At 73.6% G+C, this 24,459-nt stretch carries 18 protein-coding genes; 12 read left to right on the top strand and 6 right to left on the bottom strand.

What is annotated here, in order from left to right:
* Positions 1–59: 59 nt before the first annotated feature.
* Positions 60–1,223, top strand: a complete 1,164-nt coding sequence (metB, locus tag MKK64_RS24855) for a cystathionine gamma-synthase (protein ID WP_243938239.1) — start codon at positions 60–62, stop codon at positions 1,221–1,223.
* Positions 1,224–1,252: 29 nt separating this feature from the next.
* Here metB and MKK64_RS24850 read toward each other — a convergent pair whose 3' ends face one another.
* The 3 genes from MKK64_RS24850 to MKK64_RS24840 all read right to left on the bottom strand — a co-directional run bounded on the left by MKK64_RS24850 (position 1,253) and on the right by MKK64_RS24840 (position 2,754).
* Positions 1,253–1,495, bottom strand: coding sequence for a hypothetical protein (locus MKK64_RS24850; RefSeq protein ID WP_243938237.1), 243 nt, complete (start codon positions 1,493–1,495; stop codon positions 1,253–1,255).
* 121 nt (positions 1,496–1,616) lie between these two features.
* The gene (locus MKK64_RS24845) at positions 1,617–2,012 is read right to left on the bottom strand and encodes an alpha/beta hydrolase family protein (RefSeq protein WP_243938235.1); all 396 of its coding nucleotides are present in this window, start codon (positions 2,010–2,012) and stop codon (positions 1,617–1,619) included.
* Between the two features lie 292 nt (positions 2,013–2,304).
* Positions 2,305–2,754, bottom strand: coding sequence for a MarR family winged helix-turn-helix transcriptional regulator (locus tag MKK64_RS24840; protein ID WP_147729017.1), 450 nt, complete (start codon positions 2,752–2,754; stop codon positions 2,305–2,307).
* A gap of 82 nt (positions 2,755–2,836) precedes the next feature.
* On the opposite strand from MKK64_RS24840, the gene MKK64_RS24835 reads away from it, so the two are divergent.
* The gene (locus MKK64_RS24835) at positions 2,837–4,621 is read left to right on the top strand and encodes a chloride channel protein (RefSeq protein ID WP_243938233.1); all 1,785 of its coding nucleotides are present in this window, start codon (positions 2,837–2,839) and stop codon (positions 4,619–4,621) included.
* Positions 4,622–4,642: 21 nt separating this feature from the next.
* Here MKK64_RS24835 and MKK64_RS24830 read toward each other — a convergent pair whose 3' ends face one another.
* From MKK64_RS24830 to MKK64_RS24820, 3 genes are read right to left on the bottom strand one after another with little or no spacing between them, the layout of a single operon-like run.
* The gene (locus MKK64_RS24830; protein WP_243938232.1) at positions 4,643–5,332 is read right to left on the bottom strand and encodes a hypothetical protein; all 690 of its coding nucleotides are present in this window, start codon (positions 5,330–5,332) and stop codon (positions 4,643–4,645) included.
* The gene (locus tag MKK64_RS24825) at positions 5,320–6,054 is read right to left on the bottom strand and encodes a DUF1214 domain-containing protein (RefSeq protein WP_243938230.1); all 735 of its coding nucleotides are present in this window, start codon (positions 6,052–6,054) and stop codon (positions 5,320–5,322) included. The genes MKK64_RS24830 and MKK64_RS24825 overlap by 13 nt, the downstream gene beginning before the upstream one ends.
* A 5-nt stretch (positions 6,055–6,059) precedes the next feature.
* Positions 6,060–8,327 (bottom strand): transglycosylase domain-containing protein, encoded by a 2,268-nt coding sequence (locus MKK64_RS24820; protein WP_243938228.1) that lies wholly within the window; start codon positions 8,325–8,327, stop codon positions 6,060–6,062.
* 250 nt (positions 8,328–8,577) lie between these two features.
* Between MKK64_RS24820 and MKK64_RS24815 the strand changes: the two genes are divergently transcribed.
* The 10 genes from MKK64_RS24815 (at position 8,578) to MKK64_RS24770 (ending at position 24,359) form a co-directional block, all read left to right on the top strand.
* A complete protein-coding gene (locus MKK64_RS24815) occupies positions 8,578–9,072 on the top strand; it encodes a YcgN family cysteine cluster protein (RefSeq protein ID WP_147728252.1) in 495 nt (164 codons plus the stop codon).
* A 165-nt stretch (positions 9,073–9,237) separates the two neighbouring features.
* A complete protein-coding gene (locus tag MKK64_RS24810; RefSeq protein WP_409568008.1) occupies positions 9,238–11,184 on the top strand; it encodes a YgiQ family radical SAM protein in 1,947 nt (648 codons plus the stop codon).
* Between the two features lie 125 nt (positions 11,185–11,309).
* Positions 11,310–12,869 (top strand): alpha/beta hydrolase domain-containing protein, encoded by a 1,560-nt coding sequence (locus MKK64_RS24805; RefSeq protein ID WP_243938223.1) that lies wholly within the window; start codon positions 11,310–11,312, stop codon positions 12,867–12,869.
* A 104-nt stretch (positions 12,870–12,973) separates the two neighbouring features.
* Positions 12,974–18,298, top strand: a complete 5,325-nt coding sequence (locus MKK64_RS24800) for an alpha-2-macroglobulin family protein (RefSeq protein WP_243938222.1) — start codon at positions 12,974–12,976, stop codon at positions 18,296–18,298.
* A 2-nt stretch (positions 18,299–18,300) separates the two neighbouring features.
* Positions 18,301–20,532: a penicillin-binding protein 1C gene (pbpC, locus tag MKK64_RS24795; RefSeq protein ID WP_243938220.1), complete on the top strand. Its 2,232-nt coding sequence runs from the start codon at positions 18,301–18,303 to the stop codon at positions 20,530–20,532.
* A gap of 179 nt (positions 20,533–20,711) precedes the next feature.
* Positions 20,712–20,984: a hypothetical protein gene (locus tag MKK64_RS24790; protein WP_243933694.1), complete on the top strand. Its 273-nt coding sequence runs from the start codon at positions 20,712–20,714 to the stop codon at positions 20,982–20,984.
* 3 nt (positions 20,985–20,987) lie between these two features.
* Positions 20,988–21,548, top strand: a complete 561-nt coding sequence (locus tag MKK64_RS24785; protein WP_243938218.1) for a type II toxin-antitoxin system VapC family toxin — start codon at positions 20,988–20,990, stop codon at positions 21,546–21,548.
* 248 nt (positions 21,549–21,796) lie between these two features.
* Positions 21,797–22,531 carry a histidine phosphotransferase ChpT gene (gene chpT / locus MKK64_RS24780; protein ID WP_147728838.1) on the top strand — a complete coding sequence of 245 codons (735 nt, stop codon included), beginning with the start codon at positions 21,797–21,799 and terminating at the stop codon, positions 22,529–22,531.
* Positions 22,532–22,790: 259 nt separating this feature from the next.
* The gene (locus MKK64_RS24775) at positions 22,791–23,300 is read left to right on the top strand and encodes a ferritin-like domain-containing protein (RefSeq protein ID WP_147860068.1); all 510 of its coding nucleotides are present in this window, start codon (positions 22,791–22,793) and stop codon (positions 23,298–23,300) included.
* A gap of 207 nt (positions 23,301–23,507) precedes the next feature.
* Positions 23,508–24,359, top strand: coding sequence for an AAA family ATPase (locus tag MKK64_RS24770; RefSeq protein WP_147843516.1), 852 nt, complete (start codon positions 23,508–23,510; stop codon positions 24,357–24,359).
* Positions 24,360–24,459 lie beyond the last annotated feature (100 nt).

Here is a 24,459-nt window from a genome sequence, read left to right as displayed (position 1 = left end):
ACGCCTCGGCAGGGCCGTCGGATCGCACCGCGGACCGATTCCCGGGAGGAGGGGAAGCGATGACCGAACCGAAAGCAGCGCGCACGATCGCGGCCACCAACGGCGTGGCCGAGGACACCGCGTACGGCGCCGTCATCGCCCCGATCCATCTCTCGACGACCTACAAGTTCCCGGCCTTCGAGAAGCCGGGGCCGTACGACTACTCGCGGCTGGGCAACCCGACGCGCGACCAGCTCGCCGACACCATCGCCAAGCTCGAGGGCGGCGCCCGCGCGGTCGTGGTGTCGAGCGGCATGGCGGCCCTCGACCTGGCGCTGTCGAGCCTGCGGCCGGGCGACCTCCTGATCGCCCCGCACGATTGCTACGGCGGCACGCACCGCCTGCTCAGCCTGCGCAGCGCGCGCGGGCACTACACGGTCGCCTTCGTCGACCAGAACGACCCGGCGGCTTTGGCCGCGGCCTTCGCGAGAAGGCCCAAGGTCGTGCTGATCGAGACGCCGAGCAACCCGCTGATGCGCGTCGTCGACGTCCGCCGCGTCACCGGGCTCGCCCGCGAGGCCGGCGCGCTCTCGGTGGTCGACAACACCTTCCTGTCGCCGGCCCTGCAGCGGCCCCTGGCGCTCGGGGCCGACCTCGTCGTGCACGCGACCACCAAGTTCCTCAACGGGCATTCCGACGTGGTCGGGGGCGCGGTGGTCGCGGCCGACGCCAAGGTCGGCGACGAGCTCGCCGCCTGGGCCAACACCATCGGCGTCACCGGCTCGCCGTTCGACGCCTACCTCACGCTGCGGGGCGTGCGCACCCTGTTCGTGCGGATCGAGCAGCAGCAGAAGACCGCCGGGCGTCTCGCGGCGTTCCTGGCCGGCCACCCGACCGTCGCCGCGGTGTACTATCCCGGCCTTGAGACCCATCCGGGCCACGCCCTCGCCAAGGCGCAGCAGAGCGGCTTCGGCGCCATGCTGAGCTTCGAGCTCGCGGGCGGGCGCGAGGCGGTGCGGCGGTTCGTGGCGGTGCTGCGGGTGTTCACGCTGGCCGAGTCCCTCGGCGGGGTCGAGAGCCTGATCTCGCACGCCGAGACCATGACCCATGCGGCGATGGATCCCGAGGCGCGCGCGATCGCCGGCATCACCGGCGGGCTGCTGCGGCTGTCGATCGGGCTCGAGGCGGAGGACGACCTCCTGGCCGACCTGTCCCGCGCGCTCGACGCCCTCCCGCCCGCCTGAAGGTCCGCGCGGCGGCCGCCCGCGCCGGCTCAGCCGCCGCTGCCCGGGCGTTCCGCTTCGCCGCGCATCGCGTTGAGGACGCGGCGCCGGGCCTGGGGATCGCGGATCGAGAGCCAGAGCTGCAGCAGGGACGCCAGCTCGCCGAGCTCGCCGGCCGACTGTGCTCCGGCCTCTCGCTCTCCGGCCCCTTGCGCTCCGGCCGCGAAGGCTTCCACGGGTAGCCCGAGGGCGTCGGCGATCGCTTGCAGGGAATGCACGTTGTCGTTGACCATGCCATCGGTACGAACGTACCGGTCGGAAGGTTGCCGGTTTGAATACAAAATCCATACAATTCGGCCGCGGATCGCCACACGCTTTCGTGAGGGGATCGCGTCGCGGCGCAGGCGACCGTTCTTAGGCCGGCGGATCGTCGCGCAGGATCCGCATCGCGCGTCCCTCGGCCTCGTGCCGGTGGATCGGCTCGACGCGGCCGCCGAGGTGGCGGCCGAGGAAGGCTTCGGCCCGGGCGTGGAAGGCGAGGCTGTTCTCCGGCCGGGCGAAGCCGTGGCCCTCGTCGGGGAACAGCAGGTAGGTGACCGGGATGCGCTTGGCGACGAGCGCCGCGACCATCTGGTCGGATTCCGCCTGCCGCACCCGCGGATCGTTCGCGCCCTGCGCGATCAGCAGCGGCACCCGGATCCGGTCGGCGACGTGCCAGCGCCGGCGCGCGCGGTCGACCGCGTAGGCCAGCGGGTCGGTGGTTCTCGTCGCCGTCCGTGTCCTGCAGGTAGAGCAGGTGGCGCCCGTCATAGGCCCATTCGTAGTCGCGGATGCCGCGGTGGCGGTCCGCGGTCACCGGCGCGCCGGAAGCCGGGTCGCCGGCCGGCCCGACCCAGAGGTTCAGCACGCCCTCGACCGGCGCGAGCCAGGCCAGCCGCGTCCCGTCGCGGCTGATCCGGTAGGCGGTCCGCAGCGGGTTGTCGAACAGGTGCGCCCGCGGGATCAGCTCGATCATCGAGGTCGTCCTCCCGCGCCGCCGGCCCGCGGCCGCTCCGCCCGGCATTCAGACCGGAGCGCCCCGGTTCCGCAAGCCCGGCGCTCCTCAAGGGCACCCGGCGTCGGGCCGGCCGTGCACGCGGTCGAGGGCCGTGGCCAGGGCGGTGGCCAGCGCCGGCTCCAGCGTCTGCAGCTCGGCGAGATGGGCCGTCGTCAGCTGCTGCAGCACCGCCATCGCCTTCGGCGTCAGCGTCAGCGCCATGCGGCGCCGGTCCCGGGCCTCAGCGGCCTTGGTCAGGAAGCCCTTGTCGACCATGCGCGCGACCAGCTCCGCCGCGGTCTGCGGCGCGATCAGCAGCTGCTCGGCCACGAACCCGACGGTGGGCGGCCCGTCATGCCCGGCGATCGCCAGCAGCGCCTGATGCTGCTGCGCCGGCAGGCCGACCTTGCCGGCCGCCGCCTCGCTGAAGGCGAGGAAGCGCCGCAGCTCCAGCCGGAAGCGCGCGATCGCGGCATAGGCCTCCCGCGAGAGGACGGGCCCCGCATCCGAATCCATCGGGCATCTCCGGTCAGGGGTTTAATATATCGTAATACGATATATATCGGGCGTCACCGCATCCTACAGGAGGTTCGACCGCATGCAGGCCACCCAGCCAGCCGCGCCCGCCGGGCGTCGGGTTCTCGGCGATTTCCGGACCGACCGACGCCTCGTCCGCCTCTGCGCCATGGCCGTGATCATCGGCCTCGGCAGCACGGTCGCGGCGTGGGCCCTGCTCGCGCTGATCGCCTTCGTGACGAACCTCGTCTGGTTCGGCCGGGTCGACGCGACGGCGACCTCGCTGGCGCGGGCGACGCCGTCGCTCTGGATGGTCTGCGTGCCGCCGCTCGGCGGCCTGGTCATCGGCCTGATGGCGCGGTTCGGCTCCGAGAAGATCCGCGGCCACGGCATTCCCGAGGCGATCGAGGCGATCCTGATCGGCGGCAGCCGCATGTCGCCGAAGGTCGCCGTGCTGAAGCCGGTCTCGTCCGCGATCTCGATCGGCACCGGCGGCCCGTTCGGCGCCGAGGGGCCGATCATCATGACCGGCGGCGCCATCGGCTCGCTGTTCGCGCAGTTCTTCCACTTGAGCGCCGCCGAGCGGAAGACGCTCCTCGTCGCCGGCGCCGCCGCCGGCATGACCGCGATCTTCGGCACGCCGGTCGCCGCGGTGCTGCTCGCGGTGGAGCTGCTGCTGTTCGAGTGGCGCCCGCGCAGCTTCATCCCGGTGGTGGCCGCCGCCGTCACCGCCACGATGCTGCGGCCGGCGCTGTTCGGGTCCGGCCCGCTCTTCCCCTTCGCCGCCGACCCGGTGCTGCCGTGGTGGGGGCTCGCCGCCTGCGTCGCCGTCGGCGTCGTCGCGGGGCTGCTCTCGGGCGTGCTGACGACGCTGCTCTACGCGATCGAGGACGCGTTCGAGCGCCTGCCGATCCACTGGATGTGGTGGCCGGCGCTCGGCGGCCTCGCCGTCGGCCTCGGCGGGCTGGTCGAGCCGCGCGCCCTCGGCGTCGGCTACGACGTCATCGCCGACCTGCTCGGCGGGCACATGCTGGTCCGGGCCGTCCTGCTGATCCTGCTGGTCAAGGCGGCGATCTGGCTCGTCGCGCTCTCGTCCGGCACCTCGGGCGGCGTGCTCGCGCCGCTGCTGATCCTCGGCGGGGCGATGGGCTGGCTCGTCGGGTCGGTGCTGCCGGGCGAGCCCGGGTTCTGGGCCCTGCTCGGCATGGCGGCGATGCTCGGCGGCACGATGCGGGCGCCGCTCACCGGCACGCTGTTCGCCGTCGAGCTGACCGGCGACGTCCACGCGCTGCCGGCGCTGCTGGCGGCGTCGGCGGCTGCCTACGGGGTGACGGTGCTGCTGCTCAAGCGCTCGATCCTGACGGAGAAGATCGCGCGGCGCGGCCAGCACATCACCCGCGAATACGGCATCGACCCCTACGAGCTCACCCGCGTCGCCGCGGTGATGGTGCCCGCGGTCGAGACGCTCGACGCCGGCCTGACGCTCGCCGAGGCGGTCGCGGCGGTGGAGGCGGGGCGCCACGACGCCTACCCGGTGGTGGACGGCGCGCACCGCCCCGTCGGCCTCGTCACCCGCGGCGACGCGCTGCTGTGGCGGGCGGAGGGGAACCGCGCGGGCGAGCGGCTGAGCGAGCGGGTCTCGGATGGGTCGCTGGCCGTCGTCCATCCGGGCGACGTCGCGGTGCACGCCGTCGACCTGATGCTGACGACCGGCCAGGGCCGCCTGCCGGTGACCGATGCGGAGACCGGCGCGCTGCTCGGGCTCGTCACGCGCAAGGACCTGCTGCAGGTCCGCGCCGCCGTGAACCGGTCGGAGGCCGAGCGCCGGGCCTACTTCGCGCGGAAGCGGCCGGCGCCGACGGCGTGACGTCGGCCGTTCGGCTCCACGTCAGCCGTTCGGCTTGGCGCGGCCGGCCGGTGGCGGGCTTGTCGGCGAGGGACTTGCGGGCGGCGGGCTCGCCGGCGACGCGCTGGCCGGCGCCGGGTCGGGATCCGGCTCGTCCGGGCTGTCGGTGGTGCAGGAGACCGCCTGCACCGCGTCGTTGGCGGCCTGCCGCTGGCTCGGCAGGGCGGCGATGACGCGGACCACGACGAATCCCTGGTCGCTCGGGGCGACGATGCGCACGTCGCGGCTCGGCTCGTTCTCGTCGTCGCTGGCGAGCGCCGCGTCGTACTGCGCCCGGGTCAGCACCACGAGGTCGAGGGCGCCGCGCACCGCCGCCTGGTCGGTCACCGCGTAGAAGGCGCCCTTCCGCCCGTGCACCGCCAGCGACAGCATCATCGCGCCGGTGCGGGCCGAGACCCGCATCGGGCCGTCGTCCAGGTCGTAGGCGCAGACGCCGACCGCGACCGACGGGTCGGGGATCGGCAGCCACGCCTCGGCCGGCGCCGCCTCGCCGTGGGTCGCCAGCGTGTAGACCCGCTGCGGGTGCTCCAGGCTCTCGCTGGAGCGGGCGCGGGTGAGGGCGTCGGTCTCCGACAGGGCGGGAATCGCGAGCACCGTCGCCACGTGGACGATGCCGGCGAGCGCCAGCCCGCAGGCGGTGGCGTAGATGACGCGCAGGTTCACGAGGCGCATCCCGTCCGGGTGATGGCCGGGACGGCGTCGCGGTCGAGCGTCCCGGCGCTGGCGGCCACGGGGGTGTCGTAGAGGCGCAGCGCCAGCCGGATCGGCCCGCTGGCGCGCGGGCTCGGCAGCCAGTTGCCGGGCTCGACCTCGGGGCCGAGGAGGATCGCGAAGCGCCCGTCGGCCTCGCGCAGGATCTCGGTGGCGGTGAAGCCCTCGCGCACCGGCTGGCGGCCGGGCTCGGGCGCGCCGCGGCCGGCCACCGTCAGCGTCCAGGCGCGGGCCGGCGGGGTGACGCCGGCGATGCGGTAGGTGCAGGTCGCATCGAGCGCCCGCCCGGCATCGTCGACCGCGGCGGTGAGCAGCAGACCCTCGCCGACGGCGAGCGGCACCTCGCCCCGGCGGGCGTTGACGGCGCGGGTATAGGGGTCGGCCGCGGTCGAGCCGGCCCGCGGCCACGCGGTCCAGGCCCCCACCGTGACGCCGCCGAACGGGTAGCCGCCCCGCGTCGCCCAGTCGGCGCTGGCAAGCCCGAGGCCGGCGCCGAGCGCGAGCGCGTAGAGGGCGAGCGCGGCCGGCGAGGCGCCGGAGGCGAGCTTCCGCAGGCGGCCGGCGGCCGTGCCGGTGCCCCTGTCCGCGCCCCTGTCCGCGCCTTGCCGCGGGCTCGGCTCGCGCCGCGCGTCCGCGGCCTGCGGCGCGACCGCCGTCGCGGCCGGATCGATGCCCGACGCCATGGCCGTCACCGGGTCTCGAAGCGGCCGCCGACGGAGCGGGTGCCTTCGGCGACGTCGCGGGTCGTGGCGGCCGGCGCCAGGCTCGCGCCCGGGCGCGGCTCGCCGGCGGCGGGCTTGGCCTCGCCCGCATCGGGCCGGGCCCGCTCGACGGTGCGGAACAGGCCGTTGAGGCCGCCGATCACCTCGAAGCTCCGGCGCGAGAGCTTGCCGTAGCTGGTCGCGGCCGGATCGGTCGGGGCGGCGGCGGCGGCCTGGGCGGCGGCGGCGTTCGGGGCCTTGAGCCCCGGCAGGGGCTTGAGCTCGATGCCCTGGTGGGCGACCTCGAGCACGTCGTGCCAGGCGGAGGCGGGGAGCGAGCCGCCGGTCATCTTGTTGGTCGAGGTGTGGTCGTCGTTGCCGAACCAGACCGCGGCGACGTAGTTGCCGGTGTAGCCGACGAACCACGCGTCGCGGTAGGCGTTCGTGGTGCCGGACTTGCCCGCGACTTTCATGCCCTCGAGCTGCGCGCGGCGGCCGGTGCCCTCCTCGACCACCTTGTTCAGCATGTAGTTCATGTCGGCCACGACCTGGGTCGAGAGCACCTGCTCGGGCTTCTCGTCGTCGTGCCGGTAGATCACCTCGCCGCTGGAGTTCTTCACCTCGGAGGCCGCGTAGGGCTTCGCCTTGCGCCCGCCGTTGGCGAACACCGCGTAGGCCGCGGCCTGGTCGATCACCGTGACCTCGGCCGAGCCGATCGGCAGCGAGACGGAATCGACCAGCGGGGTGGTGATGCCCATGCGGTGGGCCGTGTCGATGATCTTGGCGCGGCCCGCCTTCGCCGCCGGGAAGTCGCCCTTGATCCCGAGGCCCTTGCCGATGGCGATCGAGACCTTGATCGGGATCGTGTTGATCGATTTGGCCACCGCGAGCCACATCGGCTGGCGCCCGGAATAGGAGCGGCCGTAATTCTGCGGGCACCAGTTGCCGAGGCAGACGGGGCTGTCGACGACCACCGTGTCCGGCCGGAACAGGCCCGAGCTCAGCGCCGCCGCGTAGACGTAGGGCTTGAACGACGAGCCGGGCTGGCGCAGCGCGTCGGTGGCGCGGTTGAACTGGCTCTCGCCGTAATCGGCGCCGCCGACCATCGCGCGCAGGGCGCCGTCGGGATCGAGGATCACCATCGCCGCCTCGTCGACGTCGTAGGCCTCGCCGGACTTGCGCAGGATGTCGGCCACCACCTGGTCGGCGCGCTTCTGGATGCCGAGGTCGAGCGGCGTCTTCACCGTCAGCACCCGGTCGCTCTTGAACTTGCCCGCGTCGGCCATGGCCTTGATCTCGCCGAAGGCCCAGTCGAGGTAGTAGTCGGCGGTGATGTCGCGGGTGCGCGTCACCGGCGTCGCCGGGTTGCGCAGCGCCGTCTGGATCTGCCCCTCGGTGACGAAGCCGGCCTCGACCATGTTGTGCAGCACGTCGACGGCGCGCGCGCGGGCCGCCGGAAGGTTGACGCTCGGCGCGTACTTGCTCGGCGCCTTGAACAGGCCGGCCAGCATCGCGGCCTCGGCCAGGCTGATGTCCTTCAGCGGCTTGCCGAAATAGTAGTCCGCCGCCGCCACCGCGCCGAAGGTGCCGCCGCCCATGTAGGCACGGTCGAGGTAGAGCTTCAGGATCTCGTTCTTGGTCAGGTGGCTCTCGAGCCACAGGGCCAGGAAGGCCTCGTTGATCTTGCGCTCCAGCGAGCGCTCGTTGGTGAGGAACAGGTTCTTGGCGAGCTGCTGCGTGATCGACGAGCCGCCCTGGGTGTTGCCGCCGCCGCGCGAGTTGTTGACCAGCGCCCGCATCGTGCCGATCGGGTCGATGCCCCAGTGCTCGTAGAAGCGCCGGTCCTCGGTCGAGACCAGGGCCTTGATCATGATGTCGGGGAATTCGTCGAGCTTGAGCGAGTCGTCGTGCTTGATCCCGCGCCGCCCGACCTCGGTGCCGTAGCGGTCGAGGAAGGTGACCGCGAGGTCCTGCTGCTTCAGCCAGTTGTCGCTGGTGAGGTTGAAGGCGGGCTGCGCCATCGCCAGCATCAGGATCGCAGCCCCGGTGCCGAGCGTCGTGGCTTCGCTCGTCAGGTCGAGCGCGACCCGCTTCCAGCCGCGGAAGGCGAAGACCTTCATCCGCTCCTGGAAGCGGCCGTAGGCCGCGCCGCCGGAGACGCCGCTGTCGTAGAGGCCCGCATTGACCCACGCGTCGAAGGCCAGCGACGCGTGCCTGATGCGGGTGAGAAGACGAGAGACGTTCGGCAGGCGCACGACGGGGTTCCGGCTCCTAGAGACGCCTCGACGGACCCGCGGACGACGGGGCCGTGCCCCTCTCTACCAAGCCGCGGGGCCTTTCGCGAGATGGAACGCGGCCCTCGCGGCGATGGGTCCGGCGGGCGCCCGAGAAAGGTCGCGTCAACCTTGATGCGGGATTGGGGCGGCCCCGGGGCGAGGTTGCGCGGCCGGCGCCCATGCGGCACAGGAGAGCGCTTCAGCCCTTGAGACACGAGAGGTGTTCCCGATGGGGAACCCCAAGCCCGCCCCCGCGGGTGCCGCCCTGCCGTTCTGGCGGGAGAAATCCCTCGATGCGATGACGCCGGCCGAGTGGGAGAGCCTGTGCGACGGCTGCGGCCGCTGCTGCCTGCTCAAGCTCGAGGACGACGACACCGGCGAGGTCCACCACACCGACGTCGGCTGCACGCTGCTCGACGGCCACCATTGCCGCTGCCGCGACTACGCCAAGCGCCAGGTCCGCGTGCCGGACTGCGTCCGCCTCACGCCGGAGGCGGTGCGCACGATCCCGTGGCTGCCGCCCACCTGCGCCTACCGCCTGGTCCGCGACGGCGAGCCGCTGTTCGACTGGCACCCGCTGATCTCGGGCTCGCGCAACAGCGTCCACGACGCCGGCATCTCGATCCGCGGCCGGATGGCCGGCAACGAGGAGGAGTTCTCCGACGACGAGCTCCCGGACCGGATCGTCGACTGGCCGACGGCGATGCCGGGCGAGGAGGGGTAGGGGCCGGGCTGGTCCGTGATGACCCGCCGCGCCGTTCGTTGAGGTCGCGGCCCCGGCGGTCTATGCACGGGCCCCATGGACCTCCTCCAAGCTTCCGCGAGTCGATCCCCGGCTCCCCTCGCCTGCAAGCGGCCGTCTTCCAAGGCGGCGGCGCCGTTCCTGCCCATGAGCCGCGCCGAGATGGACGCGCTCGGGTGGGAATCCTGCGACATCGTCCTGGTGACGGGCGACGCCTATGTCGACCATCCCAGCTTCGGCATGGCCATCATCGGCCGGCTGCTCGAGGCGCAGGGATTCCGGGTCGGCATCATCGCGCAGCCCGACTGGCAATCGGCGGAGCCGTTCAAGGCCCTGGGCCGGCCGGCGCTGTTCTTCGGCGTCACCGGCGGCAATCTCGACTCGATGGTGAACCGCTACACGGCGGACCGTCGCCTGCGCCACGACGACGCCTACACCGCGGGCGGGGAGGGCGGCCGGCGCCCGGACCGCTCGACCATCGTCTACACGCAGCGCTGCCGCGAGGCGTACAAGGACGTGCCGATCATCCTCGGCGGCATCGAGGCCTCGCTCCGCCGCATCGCCCATTACGATTACTGGTCCGACAAGGTGCGCCGCTCGATCCTCGCGGATGCGAAGGCCGACCTGCTGCTCTACGGCAATGCCGAGCGCGCCGTGGTCGAGGTGGCGAACCGCCTCGCGGCCGGCGCGGCGGCGCACGAGCTCGACTCGGTCCGGGGCGTCGCCCTGTTCCGCCGCGTGCCCGCGCACTACGCCGAGCTGCCCGCCGACGACCTCGATTCGGCCGACGAGGCCGCGATGCGCCGCCCCGGCGAGACCGTGATCCGGCTCCCCGCCTACGACGAGGTCAAGGACGACAAGGAGGCCTATGCCCGCGCCTCGCGGGTGCTGCACCGGGAGGCCAACCCCGGCAACGCCCGCCCCCTCGTCCAGCGCCACGGCGACCGCGACCTGTGGCTGAACCCGCCGCCGATCCCGCTCTCCAGCGAGGAGATGGATGCGGTCTACGACCTGCCCTACGCCCGCGCCCCGCATCCCGCCTACGGCGACGCGAAGATCCCCGCCTGGGACATGATCAAGTTCTCCGTGACGATCATGCGCGGCTGCTTCGGCGGCTGCACCTTCTGCTCGATCACCGAGCACGAGGGCCGCGTCATCCAGAACCGCTCGGAAGGCTCGATCCTGCGCGAGATCGAGCGGATCCGCGACAAGACCCCGGGCTTCACCGGCGTGATCTCGGATGTCGGCGGGCCGACGGCGAACATGTACCGGATGGCCTGCAAGGACCCGAAGATCGAGGCGGCGTGCCGGCTGCCGTCCTGCGTCTTCCCGGACATCTGCCCGAACCTGAACACCTCGCACGACGACCTGATCCGGCTCTATCGCAAGGTCCGCGAGGTCAAGGGCGTCAAGAAGGTGATGGTGGCCTCCGGCGTGCGCTACGACCTCGCGGTCCGGAGCCCCGAATACGTCGAGGAGCTCGTGACCCATCACGTCGGCGGCCGGCTGAAGATCGCCCCCGAGCACACCGAGCGCGGCCCCCTCGACCTGATGATGAAGCCGGGGATCGGCACCTACGACCGCTTCAAGGAGATGTTCGACGCCGCCGCCGAGAAGGCCGGCAAGAAATACTACCTGATCCCGTACTTCATCGCGGCCCATCCGGGCACGACCGACCAGGACATGATGAACCTCGCCGTCTGGCTCAAGAAGAACGACTACCGCGCCGATCAGGTGCAGACGTTCCTGCCCTCGCCGATGGCGACCGCCACGACGATGTACCACACCGAGATCAATCCGTTGCAGGGCGTGCGGCGCGGCGGCAGCGAGCCGGTCGACGCGATCAAGGGGATGCGCCAGCGCCGGTTGCACAAGGCGTTCCTGCGCTACCACGACCCCGAGAACTGGCCCCTGCTGCGCGAGGCGCTGCGGGCGATGGGCCGCGCGGATCTCATCGGGCCGCGGCCGGACCAGCTCGTCCCGCTCTCGCAGCCGCCGGGAACGGGCCTGGGCAAGGCGGGCGGCCAGCCGCGACCCGGGCGCCATCCGGGCGCGCCGCGTTTCACCACGAAGGGCGTGCCGCTGCGGAAGTGACGGCCGCGCGCATCGGGCGTTCCATGTCGGGATCGAGCGCCGAGCGCGGTTCCATCCGCCCCCGGATCGTCCCCCGGGCCGGCACGCTGCGACGGCGTCAGGCTCTGCCGAAACGAGGGGTTCCCATGCCACGCATCCTCCACGCCGCAGCCCTCCTCCTCGCCCTCGGCGCGGGCGCGGCCGAGGCCAGGGTCGTCCGCCTGGAGATCGCGTCCAAGCAGCCCTACGGCACGTTCGCGGCGGGGGCCTATGCGCGCTGGGAGGGGCGCGTCGTCGGCGATCTGGCGCCCGGCGAGGCCGGCATTCCCGATCTCGACAGGGCGACGCGCAACGCCGCCGGCAGGGTCGAGTACGCGGCGCGGGTGATCCTGTTCCTGCCGGTCGATGCGGCCGCCGGCAACGGCGCGCTGCTGGTCGACGTGCCCAATCGCGGCAAGGCCTACGCCCACGCGCTCTACAACAGCCCGCGGGCGCTGCCGATGGCGTCGGGCAACCTCGATGCCGGCACCGGCTTCCTGGAGGATCGCGGCTACCGGGTCGCCGAGGTGTACTGGGAGCTCGGCCAGGGCGCCGACCTGCCGTCCTTCACCGACGGCGAGGGACAGCGGCGCTTCGTCGAGGGGATCGGCTTCGCCATCGTGCGCGATACGGCCGACTTCCTCGCCCACGCGGCGGCCGATGCCGCGGGCACGCCGAACCCGCTCGCCGGCAGCGTGAGCCGGACGCTCGCCACCGGCAAGTCGCAGGACGGGCGCTTCCTGAAGACCTTCCTGCTGCACGGCTTCAACCGCGCCGACGGCCGGCGCGTCTTCGACGGGATGCACGTCTTCGTCTCGGGCGCGGGGCTGCTGCCGATCCTGCGATCGGGCACCGGGCCGGGATCGAGCGCCGACGGCGCGCCGAATTTTGCCGATCCGGAGTTTCCCGGCGTCCACGACGGGCCGCTGACCATCGGCGCGATCGTCGCCGCGGCCGAGGCGCGGGGCGAGGTGGCGCCGAAGGCGATGCTCCTGAATTCGACCACGGATTACGCGTCGCTGCGCGCCTCGCTCGGCCGCACCGGCGCCACCGGCACCGAAGACCTCGCGCTGCCGGCCAACGTCCGGATGTACGACGTCGCCGGCGCCTCGCACGTCACCGTGGTCCGGGCCGAGGCCTGCAGCCTGCCGCCGGGCCGCCTCGACTGGGCTCCCGTGGCCCGGGCCACGCTCCAGCGCCTCGACGGCTGGGTCGCGCAAAACCTCGCCCCGCCCGGGACCCGGCTGATGCCGCTGGTGCCGGCCACCGGCGACGCGAGCGTGCTGCAGGCGCCCAGGACCCTGCAGGGGGCGGTCGTCCAGGTGCCGCGGCGCGACGCCGACGGCAATCCCGTCGGCGGCGTGCGCCTGCCCGACATCGTGGCGCCGCTCGGCGTCCACGGCCTGCAGAACGCGCCGCTGTCCACCTTCACCTGCTCGCTCGTCGGCGCCTACCGGCCCTTCCCGCGACGGGCGACCGAGGGCGGGCCGCCGTCGCTGGCCGAGCGCTACCGGAGCCAGGCCGACTACGTGAACCGGGTGCGCGAGGCGGCCCGGGAGGCCGAGGCCCAGGGCTTCCTGCTGCGGGAGGATGCGGCGGTCATCGTCGACGCCGCCGCCGCGGACCCGATTTTCGGCGGGACGGGGCCGACGGCGGCCCCGCGCTGATTGCGGCCGGCGGGGCGGGTGCTACGGTCCGCCCGGCATTTGCGCCACGCGAATCGCCGGCTCGGCCCCGAGGGGCCGACCGGCGCGACAGGGCGAGGACGATCATGCTAGGATCGGGGTTCGGGCGTCGGATCGGCCTGCTGGCCGGGCTCCTGATCGCGGCGCCGTCGACGACGCCGTCCTTCGCGCAGGCGCCGGCGCCCGCCGCCCGTGCCGTCCCCAGGCCGGCGCCCGCGGCCCGGCCCGCACCGGCGATCGCAAGGACCTTCGTGCGCGAGGGGCTGGCGAGCGCGGCCGTGCGGCTCGAAACGTCGCTGAAGGGCGAGGCCGCCGGCGCGCTCAAGGGGCCCGGGCAATCCCGCCGCGCCGCCGAGGCGCTGCTCGCCGACGAGAAGGCCGCCGAGGCGCTGCCGCCCTTCGCCGCCGCGGTGGCGGCCGACCCGTCCGACGTCCAGGCCTGGCTCGGCTACGCGCGGGCGGCCGACGCGGTCGCCGGCGACGACGAGAACAAGGATTACGAGGGCCGCGCGCGCCTGCGCGGCCGGGCCCCGGCCGCCGCCTACCAGGCCTACCAGCGCGCGCGGAGCGCGCCCGAGGCGGCCGAGGCCCTGGCGCTGCTCGCCGAGATCCAGGGCGGCCGGGCGGAGTGGCGCCCGGCGCTCGAAGCCTACGGGGCGAGCCTGGCCCTGAACGACGTGGCGCCCGTGCGCGAGGCCTACGAGACGATGCGCGCCGAGCACGGCTTCCGCATCCTCGACTACAAGGTCGACGCCGACGCCGCCGCCCCGCGGGTGTGCTTCACCTTCTCCGAGCCGCTGGCGGCCAAGGCCGACTTCGCCCCCTTCGTCGCGGTGTCGGGCGCGACCAACGCCGCGGTCACGGCCGAAGGCTCCCAGGTCTGCGTCGACGGGCTGAAGCACGGCGGCTCCTACGCCTTCGTCGTGCGCCAGGGCCTGCCCTCCGCGGTGGGCGAGAGCCTGCTGAAGTCGGCCGACTACGAGGTCTACGTCCGCGACCGCGCCCCCCAGGTGCGCTTCACCGGCCGCAACTACGTCCTGCCCCGCACCGGGCAGGCGGGGGTGCCGCTGGTCTCGGTCAACGCGCCGAAGGTCGACGTCGAGGTGCTGCGCATCGGCGACCGCGGCCTGCTGCCGTCGCTGCGGTCGGAGGAGTTCCTCGGCCAGCTCAACGGCGCCACCGCCCGGACCATCGCCGCGCAGAAGGGCGTCCAGGTCTGGAAGGGCACGCTCGACACGGCCAAGGCCGAGGTCAACCAGGAATCGGTCACCGCCTTCCCGGTGCTCCAGGCGGTGGGCCGGCTCGAGCCCGGCCTCTACGTGATGCTGGCGCAGGCCTCGGGCACCGCCGCGACCGCGGCGGGCGAGGATGGCGGCTACGAGGCCAAGGCGACGCAGTGGTTCGTGGTCTCCGATCTCGGGCTCACCGCCTTCAAGGGCCGCGACGGCGTCCACGTCTTCGCGCGCTCGCTCGCCAGCGCGACGGTGGTCGCGAACGCCGAGATCCGCCTGATCGCCCGCAACAACGAGGTGCTGGCCGCGCGCCGGACCGACGCGAGCGGCCACGCCGCCTTCGATCCGGGGCTCGCCCACGGCGAGGGCGGCGTCGCCCCGAGCCTGGTGGTGGCGCAGGTCGGCGACGATTACGGCTTCCTCGACCTCGACCTCGCCGCCTTCGACCTCACCGACCGCGGCGTGAAGGGCCGGGCCGACGCCGGCTCGATCGAGGCCTACGTCTTCCCCGAGCGCGGGGTCTACCGCTCCGGCGAGACCGTGCAGATCACCGCGCTCCTCCGCGACGGGCAGGGCAAGGCGGTGCCGAGCCTGCCGCTGACCCTGGTGGTCAAGCGCCCCGACGGCGTCGAGTACCGCCGCGTCTCGGTGGCCGACCAGGGCCTCGGCGGGCGGGCGCTGCCGCTGCCGCTGCTCTCGGGCGCGATGCACGGCACCTGGCGGATCCAGGCCTTCACCGATCCGAAGGCGCCCGCCGTCGGCGAGGCCTCGTTCCTGCTCGAGGACTACGTCCCCGAGCGGCTCGAGGTGACGCTGAAGCCCGAGCAGCCGAGCCTGCGCCGGGGCGAGGCCGCCCGGGTCGCTGTGGCGGCGCGCTACCTCTACGGCGCGCCGGGCTCGGGCCTCGACGTCTCGGGCAGCGTCACCGTGCAGGCGGCGGCCGCGAGCGGCATCAAGGGCCTGGACGGCTTCTCGGTCGGCCTCGACGACGAGGCGATCGAGGCCTCGACCCAGGAGATCGAGGCGCGCGCCGCCACCGACGCCAAGGGCGAGGCCGTGGTCGCGGTGCCGGTGCAGGCGCTGGCCGCGCCGCGCCCGGTCGAGGCCAAGATCACGCTCGCGGTCGGCGAGCCCGGCGGGCGGGCGCTGTCGCGCAGCCTCACCCTGCCGATCCTGCCCGAGGGCCCGGTGCTGGCGATCCGCAAGGGCTTTGGCGACGACCTGCCCGTCGGCGGCACCGCCGGCTTCGACGTGGTGATGGCCGCGCCCGACGGCACGCGCCTGGCGCAGGCCGGCGCGACCTGGACGCTGTCGCGGCTGGAGCAGACCTACCAATGGTACCGCGCCGACGGCCGCTGGTCGTTCGAGCCGGTGAAGTCCGTGCGCCGGGTCGCCGACGGCACCCTCGACCTGAAGGCCGACGCGCCGGCCAAGGTGGCCCAGGCGCTCGGCTTCGGGAAGTACCGCCTCGAGGTCAGCGCGCCGGGCCGGCCGGGGGCTGCGGCCTCCGTCAGCTTCAGCGTCGGCTGGGGCGGCTCGGAGACGGCCGAGGTGCCCGACCTCCTCGACCTCACCCTCGACAAGGCGGCCTACACCGCCGGCGACACCCTGCAGGCGCGGCTGAACCCGCGCTTCAAGGGCCGCGCCACCGTCACGGTGGTCGGCGACCGGCTGCAGGCGGTGCTCGACGTGGACGTGCCGGAGGGCGGCGCCACGGTGTCGATCCCGGTCAAGGCCGAATGGGGCGCCGGCGCCTACCTCGTCGCTACCGCCTACCGGCCGCTCGACCAGGCCGCCAAGCGCCTGCCGGGCCGGGCGCTGGGGCTGGCGTGGTTCTCGGTCGACCGGGCCGAGCGGGCGCTGACGGTCTCGGTCGAGGCCCCGGAGAAGACGCGCCCGCGCCAGGACCTGACCCTGCCGATCCGGCTCGCGGGGCTCAAGGCCGGCGAGGCGGCCCGCGTCACCGTGGCGATGGTCGACGTCGGCATCCTCAACCTCACCCGCTACGAGGCGCCGAACCCGGTCGCCTACTTCCTCGGCCAGAAGGCGCTCGGACCCGAGATCCGCGACCTCTACGGGTACCTGATCGACGGGATGCAGGGGACGCTGGGCGCGATCCGCTCCGGCGGCGACGGCGCCGGCGGGGAGCTGGCCGACGCGCCGCCGACCCAGGCGCCGCTCGCGCTCTATTCCGGGGTGGTGACGGTGGCCCCCGACGGCAGCGCCAGCGTCACCTTCCCGGTGCCGGCCTTCAACGGCACCGCGCGGGTGATGGTCACCGCCTGGAGCGGCAGCCGCGTCGGCCAGGCCTCGGCCGACGTGATCGTGCGCGATCCCGTGGTCGTCACCGGCACGCTGCCGCGCTTCCTCAATGCCGGCGACCGCTCCCGCGTCTTCCTCGCGCTCGACAACGTCGAGGGGCAGGGCGGCGACTACACCCTCGACCTCGACCTGTCGGGGCCGGTGCTGGTCGGGGCGCAGGCGGTGCGCACGACGATGCGGCTGGAGGCGGGCGCCAAGGGGCAGCTCGTGGTGCCGATCACCGCGGCCGGGCCCGGCACCGCGAGCCTCGACCTGACGCTCTCCGGCCCGGGCCTCGCCGCGGGCGTCGGCCAGCGCTTCACGCTTCCCGTCTCGCCCGGCACCGGCGCGCTGGTGCGGCGCGAGATGCGCACGCTGGCGCCCGGCGCGAGCCTGCAGCTCTCCGGGGACCTGCTCGCCGACATCCTGCCCGGCACCGGCACCGTCTCGGTGGCGGCCGGCGCGCTGCCGGGCATCGACGTGCCGGCGCTGCTGCTGGCGCTGGACCGCTACCCCTACGGCTGCTCCGAGCAGGTGGTGAGCCGGGCGATGCCGCTGCTCTACGTCAACGCGCTCGCGGCCAAGGACAGGCTGGCCATCGACGACACCGTCGACGCCCGCATCCGCGAGGCGATCGAGCGGGTGCTGTCGCGCCAGGATGCGAGCGGCGATTTCGGGCTGTGGTCGGCGCAGGGGTCGAACGACCTCTGGCTGTCGGCCTACGTCACCGACTTCCTGACGCGGGCCCGCGAGCGCGGCTTCGCCGTGCCGCAGGTGGCGTTCGGCCAAGCCCTCGACCGCCTGCGCAACGCGGTCGCCAACGCCACGGAGGTGCGCGACGGCGGCACCGACCTCGCCTACGCGGCCTACGTGCTGGCCCGGAACGGCCGCCCGGTGATGGGGGACCTGCGCTACCTCGCCGACACCAAGCTCGCCGACTTCGCCACCCCCCTCGGGCGGGCGCAGATCGCGGCGGCCCTGGCGCTCCTCGGCGACCGCGGCCGCGCCGCCAAGGCGATGGAGTCCGCGCTGACGGCGCTCCGGTCCGAGCGCGACAGGCAGAGCTACCGCGCCGATTACGGCTCGCGCCTGCGCGACGGCGCCGGCCTGCTGGCGCTCGCCGCCGAGACCGGTTTCTCGCAGGCCGCGCTGACCCCGGTCTCCGCGGTGCTTGTCGAGGAGCGCGCCTCCGGGCGGGTCACCAGCACGCAGGAGAACACCTGGATGGTGCTGGCGGCCCAGGGCCTGACGCAGGAAGCCGACGCGCTGTCCTTCACCGTCGACGGCGCGCCCCAGGCCGGCCCGCTGGCGCGGAGCTACCGGGCGGCGGCGCTGGAGCGGCCGGTGGCGATCGCCAACACCGGCCGGGCGCCGGTGCAGGTGGTGGTCGGCGTCTCGGGCAATCCCGTGTCGCCCGAGCCGGCCGACGCGCGCGGCTACGCCATCGAGCGGAGCTATCACCGCCTCGACGGCAGCGTCGTCGACCCCGCCCGCGGCATCCGCCAGAACGACCGCCTCGTGGTGGTGCTGAAGGTGACGGAGGCCAAGGCCAGCGCCGGCCGCCTGCTGCTGGTCGACCGCCTGCCTGCGGGCCTCGAGATCGACAACCCGAAGCTCCTCGACGCCGACGCGCTCACCGGCCTCGCCTTCGCGAAGTCCGACGTGCAGCCGGTCCACACCGAGTTCCGCGACGACCGCTTCGTGGCCGCCTACGACCGCTCGCCCGAGCAGTCGGCCTTCTTCACCGCCGCCTACACCGTCCGCGCGGTCTCGCCCGGCACCTACGTCCATCCCGGCGCGACCATCGAGGACATGTACCGCCCCGAACGCTTCGGCCGCACCGCGTTCGGCTCGGTCGAGATCGGGGCTTCGAAGTAGGGATGGGCGGCTGCCCGCGCGTCCCTCCCCCCTCTGCGGGGGAGGGGACCCTGCGTGGCAGGGGGGGACAGGGGAGCGCCGTATCCGGAAAGGTCGCTCCCCTCTCCCGACCCCTGCTCACGCAGGGGCCACCCTCCCCCGCCGAGGGGGGAGGGACGTGGCGGGGGTTTGTCATCATCATCGCGATTCTCGTCGCCATCCCCCTTCTCGCCCTCTGGCGCTTCGCCGCCGCGCTGCCGCCCCTCGACCTGGCGCAGGCGGACCTGCGCTCCACCATCGTGGTCGACGCCCGCGGGACCCTGCTGCGCCCGTTCGCGACGCCGGACGGGCGCTGGCGGCTGCCGGTGACGGCGGCGTCCGTCGACCCGCGCTATCTCGCGATGCTCACGGCCTACGAGGACCGGCGCTTCGCCGACCATCCCGGCATCGACCCGGCGGCGACGCTGCGCGCCGCGTGGCAATGGCTGGCGCACGGACGGATCGTCTCCGGCGGCTCGACCCTGTCGATGCAGGTCGCCCGCCTGGTCGAGCCGCGCGCCGAACGCTCGCTCGCCGCAAAGCTCCGGCAGATGGTCCGCGCGGTCGCGCTCGAGCGGCGCTTCGGCAAGGCCGGCGTGCTCGACCTCTACCTCGCGCTCGCGCCCTATGGCGGCCCGGTCGAGGGCGTGCGGGCGGCGGCGCTCGCCTATTTCGGCCGCGAGCCGGCCCGGCTCTCGTTCGCCGAAGCCGCCCTCCTCGTCGCCCTGCCGCAGGCGCCCGAGACCCGCCGGCCGGACCGCTTTCCCGCCAACGCCCGCCGGGCGCGGGACCGGGTGCTCGACATCGTCGCCGCCCGCGGCGCGATCACGCGCAGCGAGGCCGCCGCCGCCAAGGCCGAGCCGGTGCCGGACCTGCGACGCCCGTTCCCGATGGCGGCGGCGCACGCGGCGGAGGCGGCGGTCGCCGCCGACCCGTCGGCGAGCGTGCTGCGCCTGACCCTCGACGGCCGGCTCCAGGCGAGCCTCGAGCAGCTGGCGACGGAGCGCGCGCAGGCCGCGGGGCCTGGCCTGTCGGCGGCGATCCTGGCGATCGACAACCGCACCGGCGCGGTGCTCGCCCAGGTCGGCAGCGCCGGCTACCGCGACGCCGCGCGCCGCGGCGCCATCGACATGACGCTGGCGGTGCGCTCGCCGGGCTCGGCGCTCAAGCCCTTCATCTACGCGCAGGCCTTCGAGAGCGGGCTCGCCCATCCCGAGACGCTGCTCGACGACCGCCCGGCCCGGTACGCGGCCGCCTACGCGCCCGAGAACTTCGACCTCACGTATCAAGGCACCGTCACCGCCCGCCGCGCCCTGCAGCTCTCGCTCAACGTGCCCGCCGTCGCGTTGATGGAGGCGGTCGGCCCGGCCCGCTTCATCGCCCGCCTCAGGGCCGCCGGCGCCGCGATCCTGCTGCCGCGCGACGCCGCGCCGGGCCTACCCGTGGCGCTGGGCGGCCTCGGGATCACGCTGACCGACCTCGCCCGGCTCTATGCCGGCCTCGCCCGCGGCGGCGCGATGCCCGACCTGATCCGCCGCGCCGACCGGCCGGCGCCGCCCGACTCCGCGCGCCGCGTCGCCGAGCCGGTGGCGGCCTGGTACGTCGCCGACATCCTGCGCGGCGCACCGCCCCCCGAGAACGCGCTGCCCGGCCGCATCGCCTACAAGACCGGCACCTCGTTCGGCTATCGCGACGCCTGGGCGGCCGGGTTCGACCGGCGGGTGACGATCGCGGTCTGGGTCGGGCGGCCGGACGGCGCCGCGGTGCCGGGCCTCGTCGGGCGCGCGGTCGCCGCGCCTATCCTGTTCGACGCGTTCGCGCGCTTCGGCGGCGAGCCGGAGCCGGTGGCGCAGCCGCGCGACGCGCTGGTCACCACGTCGGCCTGCCTGCCGCCGCCGCTCCGCCACATCCGCCGCGACGCCCCCAAGACCCTGGCCGCCGCCGATACCGCGCCCCTGAAGATCGCCTACCCGCCCGACGGCGCCCGGATCGATCTCGGGCTTCAGGATCACCCGGGCGAGGCGGCGCAGCAGGAGCGCCTCGCCCTGAAGGCGCTGGGCGGCGTACCGCCGCTGACCTGGATGGTCGGCGGCCGCCCGGTGGCCGATTCCCCCCGCCGACAGTCCGAATGGGTCCCCGACGGCGCCGGCTTCGCCCGCATCTCGGTCCTCGACGCGACCGGCGCGAGCGACAGCGTCGTGGTGCGGCTGGAATAGGCGCGCCGGCATCCCGGTGCCGGTCGTGCGCGTCGCACGCCTCCAGAGGTTTGCCGGGCCTGCGGGCGCGCTCGCCGAGCCGGGCGCATGGGACGGGCGCAGACCGCCTTCGCGACGAGCCTCCACGCGGAGGACCGAGCGGATCGGGCGCCCGATTGCACCGCGTGTCGCCCGATCCTATGGCGATCGTGGCGGCGGCCTCGTCCAAGGCGAAGGTTCAGGCCGTGCTGGCGCGGGCGCAGGAGAGCGGCCTGATCGCGAAAAAAGGCGGGCGGATTTCCGGGCGCGTGTCGCCGGAACTGATCGAGCGCGCGAAAGCCCGCACCGGCATCCGGTCGGACACCGAGCTGGTGGAGTTCGCCCTGGCCAACCTGGCGATCGAAGACGATTTCGCCGACGTGTTTCGAGCGTTGAGAGGCACGGTCGATCCCGGGCTGGACCTCGGATTCTAGCGCGTGGCGTTCGACTTCCGGTCCGCCGAGCGGGTTCGGAGGCAGGCTCCGGTCAGGACCCTGGGACGCCGACCCGACGACCGTCTTCCGTTTCTCGGGACCGAGGCATCGGCCGGGAACGCCCTTCTCCTCGATACCTGCGTCTACATCGACCAGATGCAGGGCAGGGCGCCCGCGATCGTCGCGGACCTGCTCGCGATCCGGCTGGTGAACCACCGCACTGTCGCCGTCCAGGAGCTGATGCATGCGGTCGGCGTGCTGGATCCGGGCGACGCCCGGACCGAGGGCGCCGTCGCGGCGATCGAAGCGGCGATCGATGCCATGCCGGCGCATCGCCTGTTCGGGCCGGATGCCGACATCCTCGCCCAGGCCGCCGTGTATGCGGGCATCCTCGCGCGGGTTCAGGGCTACGGCCGCGACGAGCGGATGAAGGCCCTCCACGACTGCGTGCTGTTCGTGCAGGCGATGAAGCACGGGTTCGCCGTGCTGACCCGCAACGTGCGCGAGTTCGACGCCCTGCTTCAGATGCGGGCGGACGGGCGGGTGCTGTTCTACCGGACCTGAGGGCGCGCGCGGGGCGGCGGACCGAGCCGGGCGCCTGCCGCTCCGGTCCGAGGGCCGGCCGGCGATCGGCTTGCCGCGTCGCGCCTCCCCCGTAACCCTTTGCAAAGGCGGATGTGGCGTCTATCCGTGCGGGCAGGGCCGCCCCGCGGCCGAGTTCCGCGTCGCCAAGCCCGCGGCCGAGTTCCGCGTCGCCAAGCCGGACGACCAAGTCCGAAGACCAAGTCCGAAGAAAACGCCCGGAGCGTGCCATGAATGCCGTGACCCTCGACGCCCTCGACCTCTCCGCGCTGCTGTGCTCCCGCGTCTGCCACGACGTGATCAGCCCCGTGGGCGCGATCGTGAACGGGCTCGAGGTGCTGGAGGACGACCAGGACGAGTCGATGCGCGAGTTCGCCCTCGACCTGATCCGCAAGAGCGCGCGCCACGCCTCCGCCCGCCTGCAATTCGCCCGGATCGCCTTCGGCGCGGCGGGCTCGGCCGGCGCCTCGATCGACCTCGCCGACGCGGAGAAGGTCTCGCGCGGCATGTTCTCCGACGAGAAGACCCAGCTCAGCTGGAGCGCGCCGGTGGCGCTCTACCCGAAGAACAAGGTCAAGCTGCTCCTCAACCTCGTGATGATCGCCACCGGCGCGATCCCGCGCGGCGGCCTGCTCGACGTGACGGTGACCGGCGACGGCGAGGCGCCGACCCTGGTGCTGGTCGCCAAGGGCTCGCATGCCCGCATCCCGCCCCATGTCGAGGCGCTGATCGCCGGCACGCCCGAGAACGGCGTCGTCGATGCCCACGGCATCCTGCCCTACTATGCCGGCCTCGTCGCCCGCGCCGCCGCCATGAACGTGCGCTTCTCCATCGAGGGCGACACCGTGACGATCCGCTCGGAGCCGGTCGCCGCCGCGGTCGAGCCGGTGATCGAGACCGCCCCGGAAAGCTCCGAGGACGACCGCCCCTCCGACAGCGAGCCGTCCGACACCCTGCTCGCCTGAGAAGCGCCGCCGTTTCCCTCCCCCCGACGGATCTCGGGCCCGCCCGAGATCCGCACCCCGTGTGCCCGAGGTGGGGGGAGCCCAGCTTGGGTGCGGGGGAGGGAAGGCGTGCGCCACACACGTGCGAGACGCACGCGGGAGATCTGCCGCGCTGCGTCACATTGAGCGCGTGCGCGACTCCCGGGAAACTTGGCCGGCGGGCGCCGGGTCTCTCCCATAGGCGCGGCCGGGCTCCGGCCGCCGATCAGGAGATCCGAACATGGCCCTCGACACGCGCGACATCTACGTCACGGCGCTGAAGAACACGCATGCCCTGGAGATGCAGGCGCTCCAGATCATGGAGCGTCAGGTCGAACGGCTGCAGAACTATCCCGAGATGGAGGCGGCGCTCCGCCGCCACATCGACGAGACCCACGGCCAGCGCACCCGCCTGGAGGAGGCGCTGCACGGCCTCTCCGAGAGCCCCTCGGCGCTCAAGGAGGGCTTTCTCGGCTTCGTCGGCAACATGATGGCGCTCGGGCACGCCCCGGCCCAGGACGAGATCCTGAAGAACGCCTACGCCAACCACGCCTTCGAGAACTTCGAGATCGCCGCCTACACCTCGCTGCTGGCGATCGGCGAGGCGGCGGGCCAGCAGGGCCATGCCGCGGCCTTCCAGCAATCGCTAAAGGAGGAGGAGGGCATGGCCGCCAAGGTGCGCGAGCTCGTGCGCCCGACGACCCTGCGCTACATCGAGCTGACCACCGCCGGCGCCAAGGCCGACCGCTAGGCCGGGCGAAGACCGGACCGCGACGCGTTCGACGCGTCGCGGTCCGGCTCCCCGCGACGGCGGGGCGGCGGCCCGCCGGACCTCATGGGTCCCGACCCACGAGACTCGGGATGAGCGGGCCGCGTCCCTGGGGCGTTGCCCGCGACCGGCTTTGCGCCCTATGTCGGACGGGTCGGCCGTGCCGGCCCGCCAGGACGAAACAGCCCGATGCGCTTCACCGGAACCGAGTCCTACGTCGCGACGCCCGACCTCACGGCGGCCGTCAACGCCGCCATCGTGCTGGAGCGGCCGCTGCTGGTGAAGGGCGAGCCCGGCACCGGCAAGACGGTGCTGGCCGAGGAGATCGCCAAGGGGCTCGGCGCCGACCTGCTCACCTGGAACGTCAAGTCGACCACCAAGGCGCAGCAGGGCCTGTACGAGTACGACGCCGTCTCGCGGCTGCGCGACTCGCAGCTCGGCGATCCCCGCGTCTCGGAGATTTCCCACTACATCCGCCGCGGCAAGCTGTGGGAGGCCTTCACGGCCGACGCGCGCCCGGTGCTGCTGATCGACGAGATCGACAAGGCCGACATCGAGTTCCCGAACGACCTGCTGACCGAGCTCGATCGCATGGAGTTCTTCGTCTACGAGACCGGCGAGACGGTGAAGGCGGCCCGCCGCCCGGTGGTGATCATCACCTCGAACAACGAGAAGGAGCTGCCGGACGCGTTCCTGCGCCGGTGCTTCTTCCACTACATCAAGTTCCCGGACGCGCAGACGCTGGGGCGAATCGTCGAGGTGCACTATCCCGGCATCAAGCATCGCCTCGTCGAGGAGGCGCTGCGGGTGTTCCTCGAGACCCGCGAGGTGCCGGGCCTGAAGAAGAAGCCCTCGACCTCCGAGCTGCTCGACTGGCTCAAGCTCCTGGTCTCGGAGGACGTCGACCCCGAGACCCTGCGCGAGACCAACGCCCGCAAGCTGATCCCGCCGCTGCACGGCGCGCTGCTCAAGAACGAGCAGGACGTCAGCCTGTTCGAGAAGCTGGCCTTCATGATGCGGCGCGAGGGGCGGGGGGGCTGAGCCTTCCGCTCTTCCCCTCCACCCCCTCATCCTGGGGGGCCGGCAGCGAAGCGGAGGCCTCGAAGGAGGGTTCCAGGGACCGCGCGACCTCCGGAGGGCT

The sequence above is a fragment of the Methylobacterium sp. E-025 genome (assembly GCF_022829705.1).
Lineage (GTDB): Bacteria > Pseudomonadota > Alphaproteobacteria > Rhizobiales > Beijerinckiaceae > Methylobacterium.
This window is presented reverse-complemented; position numbering and strand designations above follow the sequence as displayed.